16 protein-coding genes and 1 tRNA gene are annotated in these 16,980 nt (G+C 49.3%); 10 read left to right on the top strand and 7 right to left on the bottom strand.

The annotated features are described in order from the left end of the window. Positions 1-21: 21 nt before the first annotated feature. The gene (locus tag BUB27_RS08575; protein WP_143183397.1) at positions 22-1,740 is read right to left on the bottom strand and encodes a putative Na+/H+ antiporter; all 1,719 of its coding nucleotides are present in this window, start codon (positions 1,738-1,740) and stop codon (positions 22-24) included. Between the two features lie 272 nt (positions 1,741-2,012). On the opposite strand from BUB27_RS08575, the gene BUB27_RS08570 reads away from it, so the two are divergent. Continuing rightward, entirely contained in the window at positions 2,013-2,816 is an 804-nt protein-coding gene (locus tag BUB27_RS08570) for a thioredoxin family protein (protein WP_159434880.1), read from the top strand. On the opposite strand, the gene BUB27_RS08565 is transcribed toward BUB27_RS08570, so the two are convergent. Further along, positions 2,813-3,172, bottom strand: coding sequence for a HesB/IscA family protein (locus BUB27_RS08565; RefSeq protein WP_143183395.1), 360 nt, complete (start codon positions 3,170-3,172; stop codon positions 2,813-2,815). The two genes, BUB27_RS08570 and BUB27_RS08565, sit on opposite strands and share 4 nt — an antisense overlap. Positions 3,173-3,447: 275 nt before the next feature. On the opposite strand from BUB27_RS08565, the gene lpxD reads away from it, so the two are divergent. Then, positions 3,448-4,485 carry a UDP-3-O-(3-hydroxymyristoyl)glucosamine N-acyltransferase gene (lpxD, locus tag BUB27_RS08560; protein WP_143183394.1) on the top strand — a complete coding sequence of 346 codons (1,038 nt, stop codon included), beginning with the start codon at positions 3,448-3,450 and terminating at the stop codon, positions 4,483-4,485. Positions 4,486-4,556: 71 nt separating this feature from the next. Here lpxD and leuB read toward each other — a convergent pair whose 3' ends face one another. Beyond that, positions 4,557-5,666, bottom strand: a complete 1,110-nt coding sequence (gene leuB, locus BUB27_RS08555) for a 3-isopropylmalate dehydrogenase (protein WP_143183393.1) — start codon at positions 5,664-5,666, stop codon at positions 4,557-4,559. A 102-nt stretch (positions 5,667-5,768) separates the two neighbouring features. Here leuB and BUB27_RS08550 point away from each other — a divergent pair, with 102 nt between their 5' ends. Together BUB27_RS08550 and BUB27_RS08545 are read left to right on the top strand one after the other, a co-directional pair. Then, positions 5,769-6,767, top strand: a complete 999-nt coding sequence (locus BUB27_RS08550) for a calcium/sodium antiporter (protein WP_143183392.1) — start codon at positions 5,769-5,771, stop codon at positions 6,765-6,767. 74 nt (positions 6,768-6,841) lie between these two features. Beyond that, complete coding sequence (locus BUB27_RS08545; protein ID WP_159434879.1) at positions 6,842-7,501, top strand: YqjF family protein; 660 nt, start codon at positions 6,842-6,844, stop codon at positions 7,499-7,501. 97 nt (positions 7,502-7,598) lie between these two features. Here BUB27_RS08545 and BUB27_RS08540 read toward each other — a convergent pair whose 3' ends face one another. Further along, positions 7,599-7,859, bottom strand: a complete 261-nt coding sequence (locus BUB27_RS08540; RefSeq protein WP_143183390.1) for a hypothetical protein — start codon at positions 7,857-7,859, stop codon at positions 7,599-7,601. Positions 7,860-8,173: 314 nt separating this feature from the next. Continuing rightward, a tRNA-Leu gene (locus BUB27_RS08535) sits at positions 8,174-8,258 on the bottom strand. A gap of 236 nt (positions 8,259-8,494) precedes the next feature. Between BUB27_RS08535 and purH the strand changes: the two genes are divergently transcribed. The 3 genes from purH to BUB27_RS08520 all read left to right on the top strand — a co-directional run bounded on the left by purH (position 8,495) and on the right by BUB27_RS08520 (position 13,202). After that, positions 8,495-10,039 carry a bifunctional phosphoribosylaminoimidazolecarboxamide formyltransferase/IMP cyclohydrolase gene (gene purH, locus BUB27_RS08530; RefSeq protein ID WP_143183389.1) on the top strand — a complete coding sequence of 515 codons (1,545 nt, stop codon included), beginning with the start codon at positions 8,495-8,497 and terminating at the stop codon, positions 10,037-10,039. A gap of 80 nt (positions 10,040-10,119) precedes the next feature. Beyond that, positions 10,120-11,193 carry a phosphoribosylformylglycinamidine cyclo-ligase gene (gene purM, locus BUB27_RS08525; protein WP_234991719.1) on the top strand — a complete coding sequence of 358 codons (1,074 nt, stop codon included), beginning with the start codon at positions 10,120-10,122 and terminating at the stop codon, positions 11,191-11,193. A gap of 80 nt (positions 11,194-11,273) precedes the next feature. Beyond that, entirely contained in the window at positions 11,274-13,202 is a 1,929-nt protein-coding gene (locus BUB27_RS08520) for an amidophosphoribosyltransferase (RefSeq protein ID WP_143183387.1), read from the top strand. Between the two features lie 172 nt (positions 13,203-13,374). On the opposite strand, the gene rpsP is transcribed toward BUB27_RS08520, so the two are convergent. Next, on the bottom strand, positions 13,375-13,626 hold the full coding sequence (gene rpsP / locus BUB27_RS08515; protein WP_234991718.1) for a 30S ribosomal protein S16: 252 nt from the start codon (positions 13,624-13,626) through the stop codon (positions 13,375-13,377). Positions 13,627-13,910: 284 nt separating this feature from the next. Here rpsP and obgE point away from each other — a divergent pair, with 284 nt between their 5' ends. Beyond that, entirely contained in the window at positions 13,911-14,960 is a 1,050-nt protein-coding gene (gene obgE, locus BUB27_RS08510) for a GTPase ObgE (RefSeq protein WP_143183385.1), read from the top strand. A gap of 68 nt (positions 14,961-15,028) precedes the next feature. Next, complete coding sequence (locus tag BUB27_RS08505; protein WP_143183384.1) at positions 15,029-15,394, top strand: gamma-glutamylcyclotransferase family protein; 366 nt, start codon at positions 15,029-15,031, stop codon at positions 15,392-15,394. A gap of 18 nt (positions 15,395-15,412) precedes the next feature. Here BUB27_RS08505 and BUB27_RS08500 read toward each other — a convergent pair whose 3' ends face one another. Further along, a complete protein-coding gene (locus BUB27_RS08500) occupies positions 15,413-15,940 on the bottom strand; it encodes a hypothetical protein (protein ID WP_234991717.1) in 528 nt (175 codons plus the stop codon). 259 nt (positions 15,941-16,199) lie between these two features. Between BUB27_RS08500 and scpB the strand changes: the two genes are divergently transcribed. Further along, a complete protein-coding gene (gene scpB / locus BUB27_RS08495) occupies positions 16,200-16,934 on the top strand; it encodes an SMC-Scp complex subunit ScpB (protein ID WP_143183383.1) in 735 nt (244 codons plus the stop codon). The last annotated feature ends 46 nt before the right edge of the window (positions 16,935-16,980 follow it).

The raw sequence follows: 16,980 nt of genomic DNA, 5'->3' as shown, positions 1-16,980 counted from the left end.
GCTTGATGATTTCTTTACAGTTTAGTGATCGTGACCATTGTGGTCGTCGTGATCATGGCTATCGGTAGCAGTAACCTCTACTTTTGGTTTAGGGTCTTCATACATGCCACTAGTTGGGATGCTCATGAAGGCTGCGCCACAGATGATCGTAGGAATGATTGCTGCCATGGCTAGCTTGGCTGGGGCTACTCCTCCGTCGAAGTATTTACCAAGAAGGGACTGGCCAGCAGGGTTCGGGGCGTTCGCGATGACGGTCAGACCACCACCAGTAACGGCGCCCGCAAGTACGGCATACTTGGACATGATAGGTAGGCCTGGTGCCTGTGAGGCAAGATAGGTGATCGCTGCGTTATCGTTGAAGGCAGTGAGCAAGGTAGACCCAAACATGAGAATGTACTTGTTATCGAAGGTAGTGAGCAGAGGTTCAATCCACCAAGCTTGGCATTTACCGTGAATCACGAGACCAGCGAGGAAGAAACCAACGAGGAGTGGTGACTTCATGCTTACCTCATTCTGGTGGTGGCCTGTAGCTTGAGTGAAACCGATGAAGAACATGAATCCGCCAATGAAGAGTACTGGGTAGTGAGCAGTCAGCACTGTCCAGGCAAGGAAAATGAGGTGGCAAAGAGTGACCCAACCAGGGATCGGGTCTTCACGGTCAGCCCACTTGATTTTGTTGTCTTCAGTACCGTCCAGACGCTTTGCAAGATCGGCGAAATGCTTACGGAAAGCAGCGTAGTAAATAGCGTTACTGGCTAGAATGGCAATGGCGGCCTTCCAACCGAAGTTGATGAACATGAATCCAAGTCCGAAATTCCACTTGGCAGCAACCATGAGAACAGGAGGAGCGGCAAAGTGAGTGAGAGTACCGCCAACGGATACGTTCACAAACAAAAGACCAAGTGTGGCGTAGGCGAACAATGCTGGAGGGCGCTTTGAATAGAACCATTTGGCCAAGAGCATCGCTGAAATGGTCATAGCAGCAGGCTCTGTGATGAAAGACCCAAGAAGAGGAGTAATGGTGAGTACAGAGAGCCACCAGCCAGCAGGGCCTCCGCCAAGAAGGCGAGCGACTGAGCCTACGATTTTCTCTGCAAAACGCACGACTGGACGTGTTGCCGAAATCGCCATGATGATAACAACGAACAGCGGCTCGGTGAAGTTAACGTCTTTTCCGAGATAATACTCCACTTGCTTGAAGCCAACTCCCATACCTTCGGCGAAGCCATGCTCAGAAATGCCGAAGAAGTAGAAAATAGCAGCAACAAGAGCAATTACCCAGATACCGAAAATGGCCTCTACCTCACCAAGGAAATGGAATAGGTGAGCACGGAAAGAAACATCATCTTTGGCATCGTCATGAGGCTTGGCGCAGGCAGTACGGCCTTCTGCTTTGATTTTCTCTTGATGGCGCTTTTCGTGCTTGTGGGCCATTTCCGTGAAGAAACCTGCCAAGAAAGTGTGAACGATGGCGCAGACGAAAATAATGGTGGCCCAGAGGTTGAAGCCGTTTTGCTGAGTAGCACGGTATTTCAGTGTGGCGCCGAGATCGGTTTTTCCATCCTCAGTTGTTTTTTTCTCATACTTGCTGAGCGGAAGGGGGAATTTGGCATATTGATCCGCATCGAGATGATATTCTTCTTTTTCGTAAGCTGGCTCAACCGCACCCGCGGCGATTACATAACTGCTTAACCCAAAGATGGTAATAAATAGTGTAAGGATGAATGTGAGTTTTCTCATGACTTGTTGCTCGGAAAGATGTGCTTGGAATAGCCCCGATTAGAAGAGCCCGCAATGACAATTTCTTATGAGTTGTTGCATACCCCAACGCGGGAGTGCGGGAGTTTATTTGATCACTGACAATGATTCTTGAAGTTGTTCTGCTGCTAAATTAGCGTTCCCGCATGAATCGCCTATCGTTATTCAGTCTTTTGTCTGCATGCTCAGTCGTCTTGAGTAGCTGTGGCATGCTCAAGAATTCCGCTACAGCTATAAATCAAAAAGCGGACGATATGAGGAGCAAGAAGGAATCTCATGATGTGAATGAGGCCAATAGTGGTGGGTTTCTGGGTGATTTGAACAAGGTGACTCCACGTGTCACCGCTGACCAGCTGCCTGATGAGGATAGCATTTATTATTTGTCTGATGAGGATCCAGATGCTGCCCCAGAGGCACTAGTTGAGACTTGGGAAAACCCCGTTAGTAATGACTGGTATGAAAGTCACTCTGAAGCCATGAAAGTAGCTCGACGCTCAGGTTCTCCAGTACTGATATGGTTTACCAATTCCAAGCATAGTCCAACCTGTAAATTATTGGACAGAGAAGTGTTCTCAACCAAGGTTTTCAAGGACTGGGCTGAAGACAAAGTAGTCAGATTACAGGTGGATTCGAATGTTGTGGAAGGGGACACGGCAGTGCGGCTCAGGAAGAAAGAATATGTCAAGAAACTCAAAGAGCGTTACAACGTTCTTGGCGCGCCTGTAGTAGTGGTACTCTCTCCACGAGATTCTGTTTTTGGTAATTATGCTGGTTACAAGGGAGGGAATGCCGAGTTTTACTTTGGACGTCTGAGGCAGGCTTATCGTGTAGCTATGCAAGATTACGGCAAGTGGAAGGAGTCGATGGAAAAGCGCGGTTACCGTATTTGGCACGACAACCGTGGCCGCAGTGTTTTTGCCAAGCTAAAGAGATACCACAACGGGCAGCTGCTACTGGTAGATCCAGACGGCAATTTATCGAGAACTCACGAGAGAAAGCTGTCCGTCGAAGATCGACAATATATTGCTGACGAGAAGGCCAAGCGCTCTTCGCGCTAGGCTGCAAAACTCTCTCCGCAAGAGCAGGTGACCTGAGCGTTCGGGTTGGACACCTTGAAGCCGCCTTGCTGCAGATCATCTGAGTAATCGAGCTCACTACCTGCCACGAACAGCGCGCTCTTTGGGTCGATGACCACATTGACCTCGTTGCTTCTTACGAGAATGTCGCGGTCACGAGGACCATCCGTGAGATCCATCTTATACTGCAAGCCGGAGCAACCACCGCCAACAACAGCAATTCTCAGAGCTCCATCTGGACGACCTTGCTTCTTGAGTAATGCGTTCAGGTGCTGTGAGGCCCCATCAAGGACTTTGATGAGTTTTTCGTTACCTGTTTTGTAGTTCACCGCTGACATGCGGGGAATATGCAAGCGCATTACAATTATTGAAGCCCGAATCTTCTGATTAGTTAAAAAATAACAGGGGACTAGCCCATAGGTTGAGCTAGCCCCCTGTTTGATCGGGTAATAGGTGTGTATTAAATAATACAGAGCTATATTCATGCGAAATGGTAACTCGCCAAGCCAAAACTTCGCGAAAACTGAAACTCATGTTTAATATGAGTAGTATTAAAATGCGCGGCTTTAAAAATATTAGAAAACGGAACTGACAAGGAGTGTGTTTCTGTAGGATGGTCTTGTTCGTGAAGCTCAGTGTTCAGGAAATAATAGAAATCACAGGCGGCAAGATCATCTCAGAAGCCGCTGAAGGAGAGTTTGCGAGTGTTAATTCACTTGCCGAAGCCGAAGCCAAGGACGCTTCTTTTCTTGGTAATCAGAAATACTATCAGGATTTTTTAACAACCAAGGCCGGCTTAGTTCTCGTTCCTGCTGGTCTCCCTGACAAACCAACAGGCCCGGTTTTAATTGAGGTTGAAAACCCATCTTATGCTTTTGGAGAGCTGGTTAAGAAGTTTGCCAGCAGGCAGCGGGTCTTTAAACCAGGAGTTCATCCTAGGGCGATTGTGGGCGATGATGTGATATTTAATCCGGACAAAGTCTCCATTATGGCTGGTGCGGTTATTGAAGACGGTTGCGAGATTGGTGATGGCACTCAAGTCTGCGCTGGTGCCGTAGTTTCCGAAGGCGTGAAAATCGGTCAGGATTGTTTGATTGGGGCTAATGCCACAGTCCGCGAGTTTTGTGAATTGGGAAATCGAGTCTCACTGCAGCCCGGCTGCGTTATCGGCTCCGATGGATATGGGTATGAGCTGGTAAATGGAAAGCATGAGAAAGTGGACCAGCTTGGTATTGTAGTGATCGAGGATGATGTCGAAATCGGTGCGAACACCACCATTGACCGCGCCCGCTTTGGTAAGACAGTTATTGGCGAAGGGTCCAAGATTGATAATTTGGTGCAGATTGCCCACAACGTGAAGACAGGCAAGCATTGCCTCGTTGTTGCCCAAACAGGCATAGCTGGTAGTAGTGAATTAGGAAATTATGTCACCATCGCAGCTCAGGCAGGCGTAGCTGGTCACTTAACCATCGGCGACCAAGCCGTCATTCTATCCCGTGGGGGTGTCACCAAATCGCTTGAGGGCGGTGCCATGTATCACGGACTGCCGGCAAGGCCTGTGGCAGAAGAGCACAAGAGGCAGGCTTATGTCTCCAAGATCCCTAAGTTGATGGCTGAAATTAAGGAGCTTAAGGCAAAATTGAACGAGTAAGATCACCCATAAAAAAGGAGGGCTCAGTAATAGCCCTCCTTTTTTGTTTAGATCGATATTGGCTCTGGGAATTAGACCTGCAGGGCAGTCACGATAGCGTCGCCCATCTCATCGGTGGAGACCTTCGTTTCACCGTCAGCACCTGTGTATAAGTCACCAGTACGGAGACCACTGTCGATGGCGGCATTGACTGCCGCCTCGATTGCATCAGCTGCCTCATTCTCGCCCAGTGAATATCTGAGGAGCATGGACAGGGAGAGAATCTGGGCGATAGGGTTGGCGATGCCCTGTCCAGCTATATCGGGAGCTGAACCGCCTGATGGCTCGTACATGCCAAAGTAGAGGCCGTTGTCATTTTGCTCGCCCAAGCTAGCGCTTGGAAGCATGCCTAGAGAACCGGAAATCATCGCCATCTCATCCGAGAGGATGTCTCCAAAAAGGTTGCCAGTAACCAGCACGTCAAATGAAGCAGGTTGCTTGATCAGCTGCATGGCCGCATTGTCGACATAGAGGTGGGAGAGTTCGACTTCTGGGAAGTCTTTGCTGACCTCGATGCATGTCTCGCGCCAGAGAATGGAATTCTGCAGCACGTTCGCTTTATCCACGGAGACTAGGCGCTTGTCACGGGCCATAGCTGCTGTGAAGGCGATGCGGCAAATGCGCTCGATCTCACTTTTCTTGTAGACCATGGTATCAATGGCTACGATATCACCATTCTCCTCATGTCTACCTTTTGGCTGACCGAAGTAAATTCCGCCAGTAAGCTCGCGCACGCAAAGCACGTCAAACCCGTTTGGGATAAGCTCATTCTTCACCGGGGAGGCATGCTTGAGCGCTGGCAGGCAAACGCCAGGGCGCAAGTTGGCAAAGAGTCCAAAGTGCTTGCGGATGGGGAGAAGGGCACCACGTTCCGGCTGCTCGTCCGGTGGGAGATTTTCCCACTTAGGTCCGCCTACGGAGCCGAAGAGAATCGCGTCGGCCTTTTCACAGACTTGCACTGTGTCCTGTGGTAATGGACAGCCGACTGCATCAATCGCCGCACCACCCACGAGGCAATGTTCTCTCTCAACGGTGAACCCGAAGCGAGCGCATGCTACGTCGAGAACCTTAACCGCCTGTTTCATGACTTCAGGCCCGATACCGTCGCCTGCTAGTATTGCAATGGAATGATTGCGTGACATGCGCGGGGGTTTAGCAGACGTGGCTGGGATTTGGAATTAATAATTGCAAAAAGATGGCCACCAATTCGCCAAAAGTTGTTGGACACAGCCGAGACCCAGTGCATGCTCCGCGACGTGGATCCCATCATCATACATTTTCTCTTTATCATCGGCGGACTTGTGGCGCTCTATTTCGGCGCAGAATGGCTTGTTGGAGGTGCGTCCAGCATAGCGATCAAGCTAGGTATTTCACCTCTCGTGGTGGGATTGACGGTAGTCGCTTTTGGCACAAGTGCTCCAGAGCTTTTGGTCTCACTACAGGCTAATTTAAACGGGCAACCAGATGTGGCCTTGGGTAACATCATCGGGTCAAACATATGCAATATCGCTCTGATACTCGGTGTGGCTGCGGCCATGAAGCCTGTGGTCATCCATCTACAAATCATCAAACGGGAGATGCCCATCCTCATCATCACTTCACTCGTCTTTGTGGCGATGCTATGGGATAAGCGCATTGAGCGCTGGGAAGGCGGCATTCTTTTTGCGGGCATCATCATCTATGTGACTGCTAGCCTGATTGAGGCCAGAAAGGAAAAAGGAGCAGGGGATTACGAGGAATTCAGTGAGGAAGAGGTAGAGGAAATGAAAAAATCTGGCGCCAGTCAGATGGTGAAGAGCGTACTTTTGATCATTGTTGGCCTGGTGGCACTTAAGTTTGGCTCTCAGTGGCTTGTTGAACATGGAGCAGAGGTGGCTAAATGGTTTGGCGTTTCTGAGGCCATCATCGCACTTTTTCTCTTTGCCTTTGGCACCTCTCTGCCTGAGCTGGCTACTTCTATTGTAGCTATCAGGAAGGGACAGGGTGACATCATTACGGGGAATGCCATCGGGTCCTGCATTTTCAATATCCTCACGGTTATCGGCATTACCGCCATGGTGCATCCGATTGCGGAGCAGAACATTGCCTCTTTGGATAAGATGGTCATGCTCGGTCTTACCATAGTGATCACCCTGTTTATGTGGTCCAGGATGGCTCTCAATCGTATCGAAGGTTGGCTTTTGCTCTTTGGTTATTTAACATACAGTGTTGTAAGGTACTGTATGGACCAAGGAATCATCTGATGGACTGCCTGAATCACACTTCTCACCGGCCGTGGCCGCTGGTTGATAGCCGACCTAGTTGGAAACAGTATTGGTTGGATCTGGCGTTTTTTCACTGGCCTGTCCGAAAAGCCCAGATTCAAGCTACTCTGCCAGACGGCTTGGAAGTAGACACCTATGATGGCGATGCATGGATTAGTGTAGTCCCATTTCGCATGGAAGGAGTCATGATGCGTGGTTTACCTTCTATCCCTGGTGTCTCAAATTTTCCAGAGTTGAATCTACGGACTTATGTGAAGCGAGATGACAAGCCTGGGGTGTGGTTTTACAGTTTAGATGCCGATCAGAGTCTGGCTGTATGGGCTGCCCGTAAATTCTTTCATCTACCGTACTTCAAGGCAAACATGAGTTCTGTAGCGAATGCGGATGGATCAATTCACTATCGTTCTAGCCGCGAGTGTTCCGGGGCTTCGTTTGATGGGGTATATCAACCTGTTGGTGAAACGTGTAAAGCTGAAAGAGGTAGTCTGGAGGAGTGGCTTTGTGAACGTTATTGCCTCTACGCATGCTCTAAAAGCGGTAAACTATATCGAGGCGAGGTGCATCACAGGCAGTGGCCACTCCAAAAAGTCCAGTATCAGATCGACAAGAATGGTATAGGTGAAGCTTTTGGCTTCGATTTGAGTGGCGCACCCTATTGCGCTCAGTTCGCCAAGAAACTGGAAGTAGCAGTCTGGGGAGTCGAGCTTTGCTAATAGATAAAAAATAAAAACGCAGGGCCCGTTAAGGTCTGCGTTTTTTATTTTGAGCGGGGTAGCTTGTTGAGGTTAGATTCGGATTATGAACACGCAATTACGCGTCCTTTAGAATCTTTTCGGCCTTCTTGATAGTAGTCTTGCTGAGTTTACCATTCACTCTGCGAGAATTATCAATCAGATCCTTAAGACTCTTGAGTGTTTCATCAGCAGCCTTCAACGCCTTACGTCCACCACCGTATTTTTTGTCGGAAAAATACTTGGTAAAAGTGGATCCAGCTCTGCTTAAGCAGAGACGCCAGCCTTGGAAGGCTGTTGTTTCGTAAGTGAATCTGGTTAGGTTCTTCTTAGATTTCATATGTCAAGTGGTTACGGGTTATCTGGTCCTCTACCATTGAACTGCATGGCAGTGCTTTTGTCAAAACATTATGATATCGTTTCATGCATTTATTGATGATATTAAGTTAGTCTCTCAATTATTTTGTTTGAACGACTTGTTAGCTACGTAGACAAATGAACACATGTTCTAACTTCTAATACTAAGATCGATAGATCTACGGCTAACATTGGTCTTAATGAATGACTGGAATTGGACGCTAATAGACAATAAGTTGGTTCAAATGGCCTGCGCCAAAAACAAAAAAACCACCCGTTGATAGGGTGGTTTATAAATGGTGCGCACGAGAGGAGTCGAACCTCCACGCCCTAGGGCACTGCCGCCTGAAGACAGCGCGTCTACCAATTCCGCCACGTGCGCACGTTGCTTGGTATTGCGGGCGGACTTTAAGACCGGAATAATCGGGATTGCAACCCTGATTTTCAAAAAAATCTAAGCTTTGTCATGCATTCTTCTCGTAGATGTTGATTGTTAAGCAGGCATTCCATTAATGTGGAGTGGAGTGCGCACATTGCTCTTGTAGATGCAGGGGAGGTATTATAGGGACGTGTTTCCGCCGCTTCCAACCAGCGACGGTAGAATTTATACCTGACAATATGGCTATTCAACGTGCACTTCTTTCAGTATCCGATAAGACCGGCCTGGTCGACTTCGCCAAGCAACTCCATGATTTTGGCGTAGAGCTTCTCTCTACCGGTGGCACAGCTGCTGCCATTCGAGACGCAGGCCTGCCTGTTATTGACGTATCCAGCTACACAGGAGCTCCTGAGCTTTTTGAGGGACGTGTCAAAACGCTGCACCCTAAAGTGCACGGAGGTCTACTTCATAAAAGAGACAACTCAGAGCATATCGCTCAAGCTAAGGATAATGACATCCCGCCGATTGATCTGGTCGTCGTAAACCTTTACCCGTTCGAGGAGACTATCGCGAAGCCTGATGTGACTCTTGAGCAGGCTATTGAGAATATCGATATTGGTGGGCCATCCATGCTGCGCAGTGCTGCCAAGAACTACAAGAGCGTCACCGTGGTGACAGACTCTGCCGATTACGAGCGCGTAGTCGAGGAGATGAAGGAGCACGAAGGGGATACTACGCTCAAGCTTCGTGAAGAGCTCGCGGTCAAAGTATTCCTTAGAACTTCTCAGTATGACGGCGCAATCACCAACTACCTCAGCCAGGCGGCAGAGGGCACACGCTCTTCATTCTCCATCACTTTGCCTTTCGAGCGTGAACTTCGCTACGGGGATAATCCTCATCAGGCATCTACTCTCTACGGCGATTTCAGTGATTGCTTTGTCCAGCTCCAGGGTAAGGAGCTCAGCTACACAAATATTCTAGATATTGAAGCCGCAGCTGATCTAATCTGTGATTTTGCCCGTCCTACCGTTGCAATCCTTAAGCACACTAACCCGTGCGGCGTGGGGCAGGATGATGAATGCTTGCGCGAGGCTTGGCAGCGTGCGTTCGAAACTGATACACAAGCTCCATTTGGTGGGGTAATCGTTGTGAATCGACCTCTTACTGAGAAGCTTGCCAAGATCATCTCTACGATCTTTACTGATGTGATCATTGCTCCAGACTTCGAGCCTGAAGCTCGCGCTATTCTTCAGAAAAAGAAGAACCTCCGCCTGATCAAAATGAATGAAGACGCCTACGCTATTGCTAAGAAGGCTCCAGTGATCCGCTCTTGCCCAGGAGGCCTCATGGTTATGGATCGTGATCATACAGCCCTTGGTCTGGACAATCTTGAAGAGCGCGTAGTCACCAAGCGCCCGCCAACAGAGGAGGAAATGCGCGCAATGCGCTTTGCTTGGCGCGTGGTTAAGCACGTGAAGTCCAATGCAATCGTTTATGCCAAGTCCGATCGCACACTCGGCATCGGTGCAGGCCAAATGAGCCGCGTTGATTCATCCCGCATCGCGGTTTGGAAGGCGGAGGAAGCTGGCTTATCCCTCAATGGTAGCGTGATCGCCTCTGACGCGATGTTCCCATTTGCTGATGGGCTTCAGGCAGCCATTGCAGCAGGAGCCACAGCATGTATCCAGCCTGGTGGCTCCATCAGGGATGAGGAGGTCATAGCTGCTGCTGATGAGGCTGGCATTTCCATGGTCTTCACCGGTCATCGTCACTTCCGCCACTAATCACTAGCATTCAAACGTTTTTCATGCGCACCTTAATTGGTGCGCATTTTTGCTTCATCTATGAATGAGTTTGAAGCAGAATGATTAATCCAGAAAATAGAAAACTCTCCGCTTGGGACTTGCCACGTGGAGGGGGACTGTTACAACAAAGCCACACCATGGCAGGCAAGCTTACCTACAAAGAATCAGGAGTCGACACACGAGAGGCAGCAGCCCTCGTGGGAGACATCGGTACACATGTGCGTCGCACTCAGCAGCAGCGTCAACTTCACGGAGCGTTCGGTCTCTTCGCTGCAGCATATGATCTCAGTGAATACAAAGAACCCGTTATCGTCACAGGCTGTGATGGAGTGGGCACCAAACTTGAGCTTTTGCTTGAGCATGATGAACTTGCGATTGCAGGCAAGGACCTTGTTGCAATGAGTGTGAACGACATTCTCACCACTGGTGGGGATCCGTTGCTTTTTCTTGATTATATCGGTATCGCCAAACTCGATAAGCCACGCATTACAGCCCTCATTGCTGGAATGTGTGACTACCTGGAAGATTGCGGATGCATACTTGCAGGTGGTGAAACTGCTGAAATGCCGGGCATCGTCCCGGAGGATGTTGTTGAGCTTAGCGGTTTCTGCATTGGCTGCTCTGAGAAGCAGAACCTGATTGATCCATCCACGATGAAGGAGGGTGATGTTCTGGTGGGCTATGCATCTGATGGACCACACGCCAACGGCTGGAGCCTTATCCGTCGCGTCCTGGCTGAGCACGGTTCTGATTTCTCCGCTGAGGAGGTGCGTGAAATGCTTGCTCCGACGCGCCTTTACCACGATGTCGTTAAGGATGTTCGTGAAGCAGGTGTGACCCCAAAAGCAATGGCTCACATCACGGGTGGAGGTTTACCTGAGAACTTGGAGCGCCTCTTCCGTGGTCTTGGGGCTGACTTGGAAATCCCGTTCTGGGACAATCCGGTAATGCGCAAAGTCTTCAAGTACGTGGATGCTGAGGATAAGTTCCACACTTTCAATATGGGTATCGGCTGGGTATGCATCGTGTCACCTGAGGATACTGACAAGATCCTCAAGGCCGGCCCGGGCGGACATGTCATTGGCAAGGTGGTATCCCAGGAGGGTGTTCGCGTAGTTGAGCGCGAAGCTTAATTTGCCAAACTTTACAAGAGGTGCCACTTTCCGGCACCTCAACTTATTATTTTTCAATCAATCACCGAACATATTGATTCATGAGCGACTTTTTAAAGCATGAGTGCGGCATCGCCTTGATCCGCCTTAGAAAGCCTATTTCCTATTATATTGAAAAATACGGCACTCCGCTGTGGGGCTTGAACAAGCTCTTCCTTCTCATGGAGAAGCAGCACAATCGTGGTCAAGATGGTATTGGCATCGGTTGCTGTAAGCTGGGTATGCCACTCGGGCAGCCATACATCTTTCGCCGCCGCGATGCCCGCAAGGACTCCTTGGCTACAGTCTTCAATAAAGAGATCAAAACGTTCAACAAGCTTGCCCGCAAGCAGATGCTCGATCCCAGCTCCGCTGGCAGCGTTAAAAACGTATTCGATTTCGGTGGTGAAGTATTGATGGGGCACCTGCGCTATGGAACCTCAGGTCGCTTTGATGAGGGCTCCTGTCACCCATACCTGCGTCGCAGTAACTGGCCAACAAGAACTCTTCTGGTTCAAGGTAACTTCAATATGACCAATGCAGGAGCATTGAATCAGAAGTTGATCGAAAGGGGGCAGCACCCGGTTTTTGGTACAGATACGCAAACTGTACTTGAGGAATTGGGCTTCCACCTGGATGAGGCACACACGGATCTTTATCGTGAACTGCGTGACAAGGGAGTGGACGGCCAAGAGATTCCCGCCATGATCTCTGAGAATCTTGACTTGCTGCAGATAATCAGTGAATCAGCTAAATCTTGGGATGGAGGTTATGCGATCTGCGGCGCCGTAGGTAACGGGGACACGTTTGTCATGCGTGATCCTCGCGGCATTCGTCCATGCCATTATTATATTGATGATGAAGTGATAGCATTCGCTTCAGAACGTGTACCTCTCATGACTGTCTTTGAGGCCAACAAGGAGCAGGTCAAAGAGATGGAGCCCGGTAATGTGACCATTATAGGCCATAACGGCGAGATTCGCACTGAGCGCTTCCATCCAGAGGTTCAAAAGGCCCCGTGCTCCTTTGAGCGCATCTATTTCTCACGAGGTAACGACCCTTCTATCTATCGTGAACGTAAGGCTATGGGGGCGGCTCTTGTGGATCAGGTGGTTGATGCCATGAATAATGACTTCGACAAGGCTGTATTCTCATTCATTCCAAACACGGCGGAGACCGCGTACTATGGACTTATGGATGGCTTGCGCATGTATCGCCGTCAGCAGGTCCGCGCCGAGCTTGTGGAAGCCATCGAAAACGGCACTCTCGATGTAGAGATGCTTGATAAAGTAATTTTGAGAAACTGGCCGAAATCTGAAAAGGTGGCGCATAAGGACATCAAAATGCGCACCTTCATCTCCCAGGAGAAAGGCAGGGCTCAGTTGGTATCCCACGTTTACGACATCACTTATGACTTGGTGAAGCCGGTGGATACACTCGTGATGCTGGATGATTCGATTGTTCGAGGAACCACCTTGAAGCAATCTATTCTAAAGATTCTCTCTAGAACGAATCCTAAGAAGATTGTTGTTTGCTCTACAGCGCCTCAAATCCGCTACCCTGACTGTTACGGCATTGATATGTCCGAACTTGGCAAGTTCATTGCCTTCCAGGCTGCAGTGGCTCTCCATGAGCGTGAGGGCAACAATGAGCTCCTTAAGGAAATTTACGAAGCTTGCAAGGAAGAGCTTCGTAAGCCGGCTGAAGAGCGAGTTAATCAAGTGAAGCGCGTTTATGAGTGCTTCACTGACGATCAAATCTCAGCTGAAGTCAGTCGCATGGTCTACCCTGAAGATGTAGACTGGGACGGTGAGGTTCAGATCATCTTCCAGACCATCGATAACCTTCATGCTTCGATCAAAGGGCCATGTGGTGATTGGTATTTCACTGGTGACTTCCCGACTCCTGGTGGAATGGCTACAGTGAACGCTGCCTACATTAACTGGTTCGAGGGTAAATCTGGTCGCAGTTACGATCTTCCGCTGGTGTAGCCAGTCAGGCGCTTATTAAATTTTCGTAAAGCATCTACCATTAACATGGTAGGTGCTTTTTTGATGCCTAGATTAGATCGAGCGAGCTACATTATAACACGTGAGGAGGGAACGTAAAAAAGCCGTCTGCTAAAAGCGGACGGCTTAATGAAAACTTTGTAGGGAAGATGGATTAAGCTTCAAGAGCAGCCTTGCGGGCCTTCTTGATGATGCTTGAAACTGTGTCAGATGGCTGAGCACCGTTTTTGATCCACTTCTCAGCCTTGTCGAGGTCGAGGTTGTAGTTAACACCCTCAATCATTGGATTGTAGTTACCAATCTGCTCGATGTAGCGGCCGTCACGGCGTGCGCGGCTGTCCACAGCTACGATTTTGTAGTAAGGGCGGTCTTTTGTACCTTGGCGGTTGAGTCGAAGTGCTACCATGATCTAGGATCTTGTTAAAAATTGCTTCGTCGCACATCTGTCTGCGACGGGGGCGGGAACTTGCACGAATCAGGCATGTTTGCCAAGAGAAAATTTAGGAAAATGATTCATATTTCTTAACTAACGTCAAATTTCAGGCTAAATTAGGTGTTTTGGAGCGCCTTTAAGGCCTTGAAAGACACAAAATTAGTTGAACGGGGAGCATTTGTTGGTTGCCGAATCGGGTTTTGCTGTTATGTAGCGCGCCCGCAGGTTATCAAACCCTCATACAATTCTGAACTATTATGTTTGTCGATCACATCCGAGTATATTGCAAGGCAGGAGATGGTGGTAATGGAGTCGTCCATTTCCGCAGGGAAAAATATCTGCCCAAGGGTGGTCCAGATGGGGGTGATGGCGGTGATGGCGGTGATATCATCATTGAGTGCTCCAACCACACAGATAACCTGAAAGCTTTCTTCTACGATCCTAAGTTGGTCGCCAAAGGTGGTGGTCATGGCGCTGGCCAGCGCAAGCACGGCAAGAATGGCAAGACAGTTATCGCCAAGGTCCCGCCGGGCACCGTGATTTATCGCAGTCCCGCAATAGACCTTCAGGAGGCTGTCGCCATGGAACGAGATGAAGGCATCGATCTTGATCCTGTTGTTGATTTGACCGAGCATGGCCAGACATATGTCCTCTGTAAAGGGGGCAAGGGAGGAAAAGGGAACTGGCACTACAAGTCGTCCACCAATCGCGCGCCCGAAGAGCATACTCTGGGAACCGAGGGAGATCTGGGGGTCTTCTATTTTGAGTTGAGAAGAATTGCTGACGCCGGCATGGTGGGATTCCCGAATGCAGGCAAGTCTACATTGGTAAGCAAGCTCTCAGCAGCTAAGCCGAAGATCGCCTCATATCCATTCACCACCTTAAAGCCTATGGTGGGTGTGGTTGAATTTCCTGGATTCAAGCGATGCACAGTAGCTGATATCCCTGGGCTTATTGAAGGCGCTCACCAGAACCGTGGCCTGGGTCATGAATTCCTCAGGCACATCACACGCTGCCACTTATTGCTTTTCGTAATCGACATGGCAGGAGTTGACGGTCGAGATCCTATTGAAGACCTGCAAACCCTGCGTGCAGAAATAAGTATGTACGATGAAGATCTGGCTAAATTTGACTGGATCGTGATCGCCAACAAAATGGACTTGGAGGGGGCTGATGAAAACCTTAAGAACTTCAAACAGCGATTCCCGAAGGTGAAAATCATCCCGATTTCAGCTGACCAAGAAGAGGGGCTTGATGATGTTCGCAGCTTCCTCTGTGAAACGGTAGCGTACCAACCGAATAAGTAGGTTAACATGTTGACCCTGTGTGGCTTATGAGTATTTAACACGATCTTTACGTGAGGCTTGCGTGATTCATGTTTGAGGTGTTTGTCTATGGCTCGCTAAGGCAGGGGGCGTCCAATAGCTTTCGCATGGCTGGTGCAGAGCTTCTTGGCCCTGGAGTCGTGAGCGGTAGACTATATCGTGTCGATTGGTATCCGGGTATCAAGCTCTCCAATGATAGAGATGACGCCAGTGAGGTGATCGGGGAGGTATACAGAATTGGAGACTCGATGATGGCGGCCCTAGATGAATACGAGGGTGGTGAATACCAAAAGAAAAGTGTGCAGGTGCGTAAATGCGAGAACTGCGACCAGGCTATTGTCTGGGAGTATTTGCCGGCAACGGAAGAGCTCGAGCTTATTGAGAGCGGAGATTGGATGGATGCGGAGTCACCTTGACTAACCCCGCACCGGTCACTAGCGCGGCATCTGTACCGATTTATTCGTCAATGTGATGACGCTTGGATTATAGTGGTCGGCGGGGCTAAATAGCCAACCTGGTGAACGATCAATCAGCTTGAAGCTAGTCGCTCTAAATTCCGGGAGAAACAGGTTGCTGTTGGGGTCGTATATTTTACGACCTGTGTATGAGCCAGTAATTTTGTAATTGTAGTTTTGGTCATAGCCGTGGCGCTCGTCATAGGGACCATCTTCAGGCAGGCGGTCGGGCTGATAGGTTGAATTTTCATTCATGATGACAAGCGCAGCCTCTGACCATGGCTGCCTCGGCTTTCGTAGGTAACCCCAAAAGCGGGTCTTATAGACGAAATAGCGGCGACCATAGTAGAAGTTGCCTGTAGGTTCCGAGCTGATCTGCAGTGAGCGCTCCTCGGTGGTAGGCGTGGTTCCCATATTAGGTTTGCCGTATCCGCCGTATGTGCCGGCGCAGTTGGTAAGAGTCAGTGATGAGCTGCAGGCTACAGCTGCGAGAGCAAGGGATCTCATGAGGTGCTTCATTACTAACAATACTTCGCAGCTGATTCCCGAACGTCAAGATCATCCTTTTTCAGGGTGATTGGGAGTAGGGCTGTAGACCACAGTTACGATATCCGCATTACATACATTGTGCGAAGTTATGTATAAGTAATGAATCCATGGGTGAATTCGCTGGTCGGATGCGTTTTGAGTTTATTTGGGTCTTTCATCGTATGAAGCGTCTTGTACTTGCATTCGTTCACCCCGTATCTAGTCTGTGCATCTATCTATGGAACTGACAGCCATTCTCGAAGCACTTCTGATTGCATCCGAAGATCCATTACCAACCCACGAACTAGCTAGACTTGTTCGTGCGCGTGTTGCTGAGGCTGACGAATTAATCAAAGTCGAAAATGAAGATGCCGGAGATTCTTGCGAACACCGCACATTAGATCCGTCACTGGCTAGTCTTGCCACCACATCTGAGGAGCAAGTTTCAGAGGCTCTGGCTAGCCTGAATAGATTTTATGATGCCAATCACCGTGCCTTTGTCATCATTGAGCGCGCCAAGGGTTGGAAATTCTATACGAAGCCGGAGTATGCTGATTTTGTACGCCAGCTGTTTCCCGGCCAGAAGCCTCAACGCTTGAGTGGTCCAGCTATGGAGACCCTTGCGATTATTGCTTACCGTCAACCTATCACTAAAGCTGCTATGGAAGCTGTTCGTGGCGTCTCATGTGACGGCATGATTCAGAAACTATTGGATCGTGAATTAGTTCGTATTGGTGGCCGCGCGGACCTTCCTGGACGCCCTTTGCTATACGAGACGACTGATTTATTTTATGAACACTTCGGGATTAAGTCTATCGACGATCTTCCCAACGCTGGAGAACTGAGGACAGTGAAGCTTCCTGAGCCAAAATCTGATGAGGAAGATCAATCTCAGCCTGCATCTGACAAAGAGGAAGCAACGCTTGAACTTGATGGCGGCACATCAGTCGATCAAGAAGGTTCAAATGCCTAGCAGACGTTTCAGGGATTTTGTCCCCTACCATTTTACAAACACTATA

This window comes from Rubritalea squalenifaciens DSM 18772, from assembly GCF_900141815.1.
Classification (GTDB): domain Bacteria; phylum Verrucomicrobiota; class Verrucomicrobiia; order Verrucomicrobiales; family Akkermansiaceae; genus Rubritalea; species Rubritalea squalenifaciens.
Note: the sequence above shows the minus strand (reverse complement) of the source record. Positions and strands in the feature narration are given on the sequence as shown.

Coding starts and splice junctions, on each gene's coding strand:
- BUB27_RS08540 (WP_143183390.1), bottom strand. CDS start 7,859: ATGAAATCTAAGAAGAACCTAACCAGATTCACTTACGAAACAACAGCC.
- rpsP (WP_234991718.1), bottom strand. CDS start 13,626: ATGGTAGCACTTCGACTCAACCGCCAAGGTACAAAAGACCGCCCTTAC.
- purH (WP_143183389.1), top strand. CDS start 8,495: ATGGCTATTCAACGTGCACTTCTTTCAGTATCCGATAAGACCGGCCTG.
- BUB27_RS08570 (WP_159434880.1), top strand. CDS start 2,013: ATGAGGAGCAAGAAGGAATCTCATGATGTGAATGAGGCCAATAGTGGT.
- lpxD (WP_143183394.1), top strand. CDS start 3,448: ATGGTCTTGTTCGTGAAGCTCAGTGTTCAGGAAATAATAGAAATCACA.
- BUB27_RS08520 (WP_143183387.1), top strand. CDS start 11,274: ATGAGCGACTTTTTAAAGCATGAGTGCGGCATCGCCTTGATCCGCCTT.
- BUB27_RS08575 (WP_143183397.1), bottom strand. CDS start 1,740: ATGAGAAAACTCACATTCATCCTTACACTATTTATTACCATCTTTGGG.
- obgE (WP_143183385.1), top strand. CDS start 13,911: ATGTTTGTCGATCACATCCGAGTATATTGCAAGGCAGGAGATGGTGGT.
- leuB (WP_143183393.1), bottom strand. CDS start 5,666: ATGTCACGCAATCATTCCATTGCAATACTAGCAGGCGACGGTATCGGG.
- BUB27_RS08550 (WP_143183392.1), top strand. CDS start 5,769: ATGCTCCGCGACGTGGATCCCATCATCATACATTTTCTCTTTATCATC.
- purM (WP_234991719.1), top strand. CDS start 10,120: ATGATTAATCCAGAAAATAGAAAACTCTCCGCTTGGGACTTGCCACGT.
- BUB27_RS08565 (WP_143183395.1), bottom strand. CDS start 3,172: ATGTCAGCGGTGAACTACAAAACAGGTAACGAAAAACTCATCAAAGTC.
- BUB27_RS08500 (WP_234991717.1), bottom strand. CDS start 15,940: ATGAGATCCCTTGCTCTCGCAGCTGTAGCCTGCAGCTCATCACTGACT.
- scpB (WP_143183383.1), top strand. CDS start 16,200: ATGGAACTGACAGCCATTCTCGAAGCACTTCTGATTGCATCCGAAGAT.
- BUB27_RS08505 (WP_143183384.1), top strand. CDS start 15,029: ATGTTTGAGGTGTTTGTCTATGGCTCGCTAAGGCAGGGGGCGTCCAAT.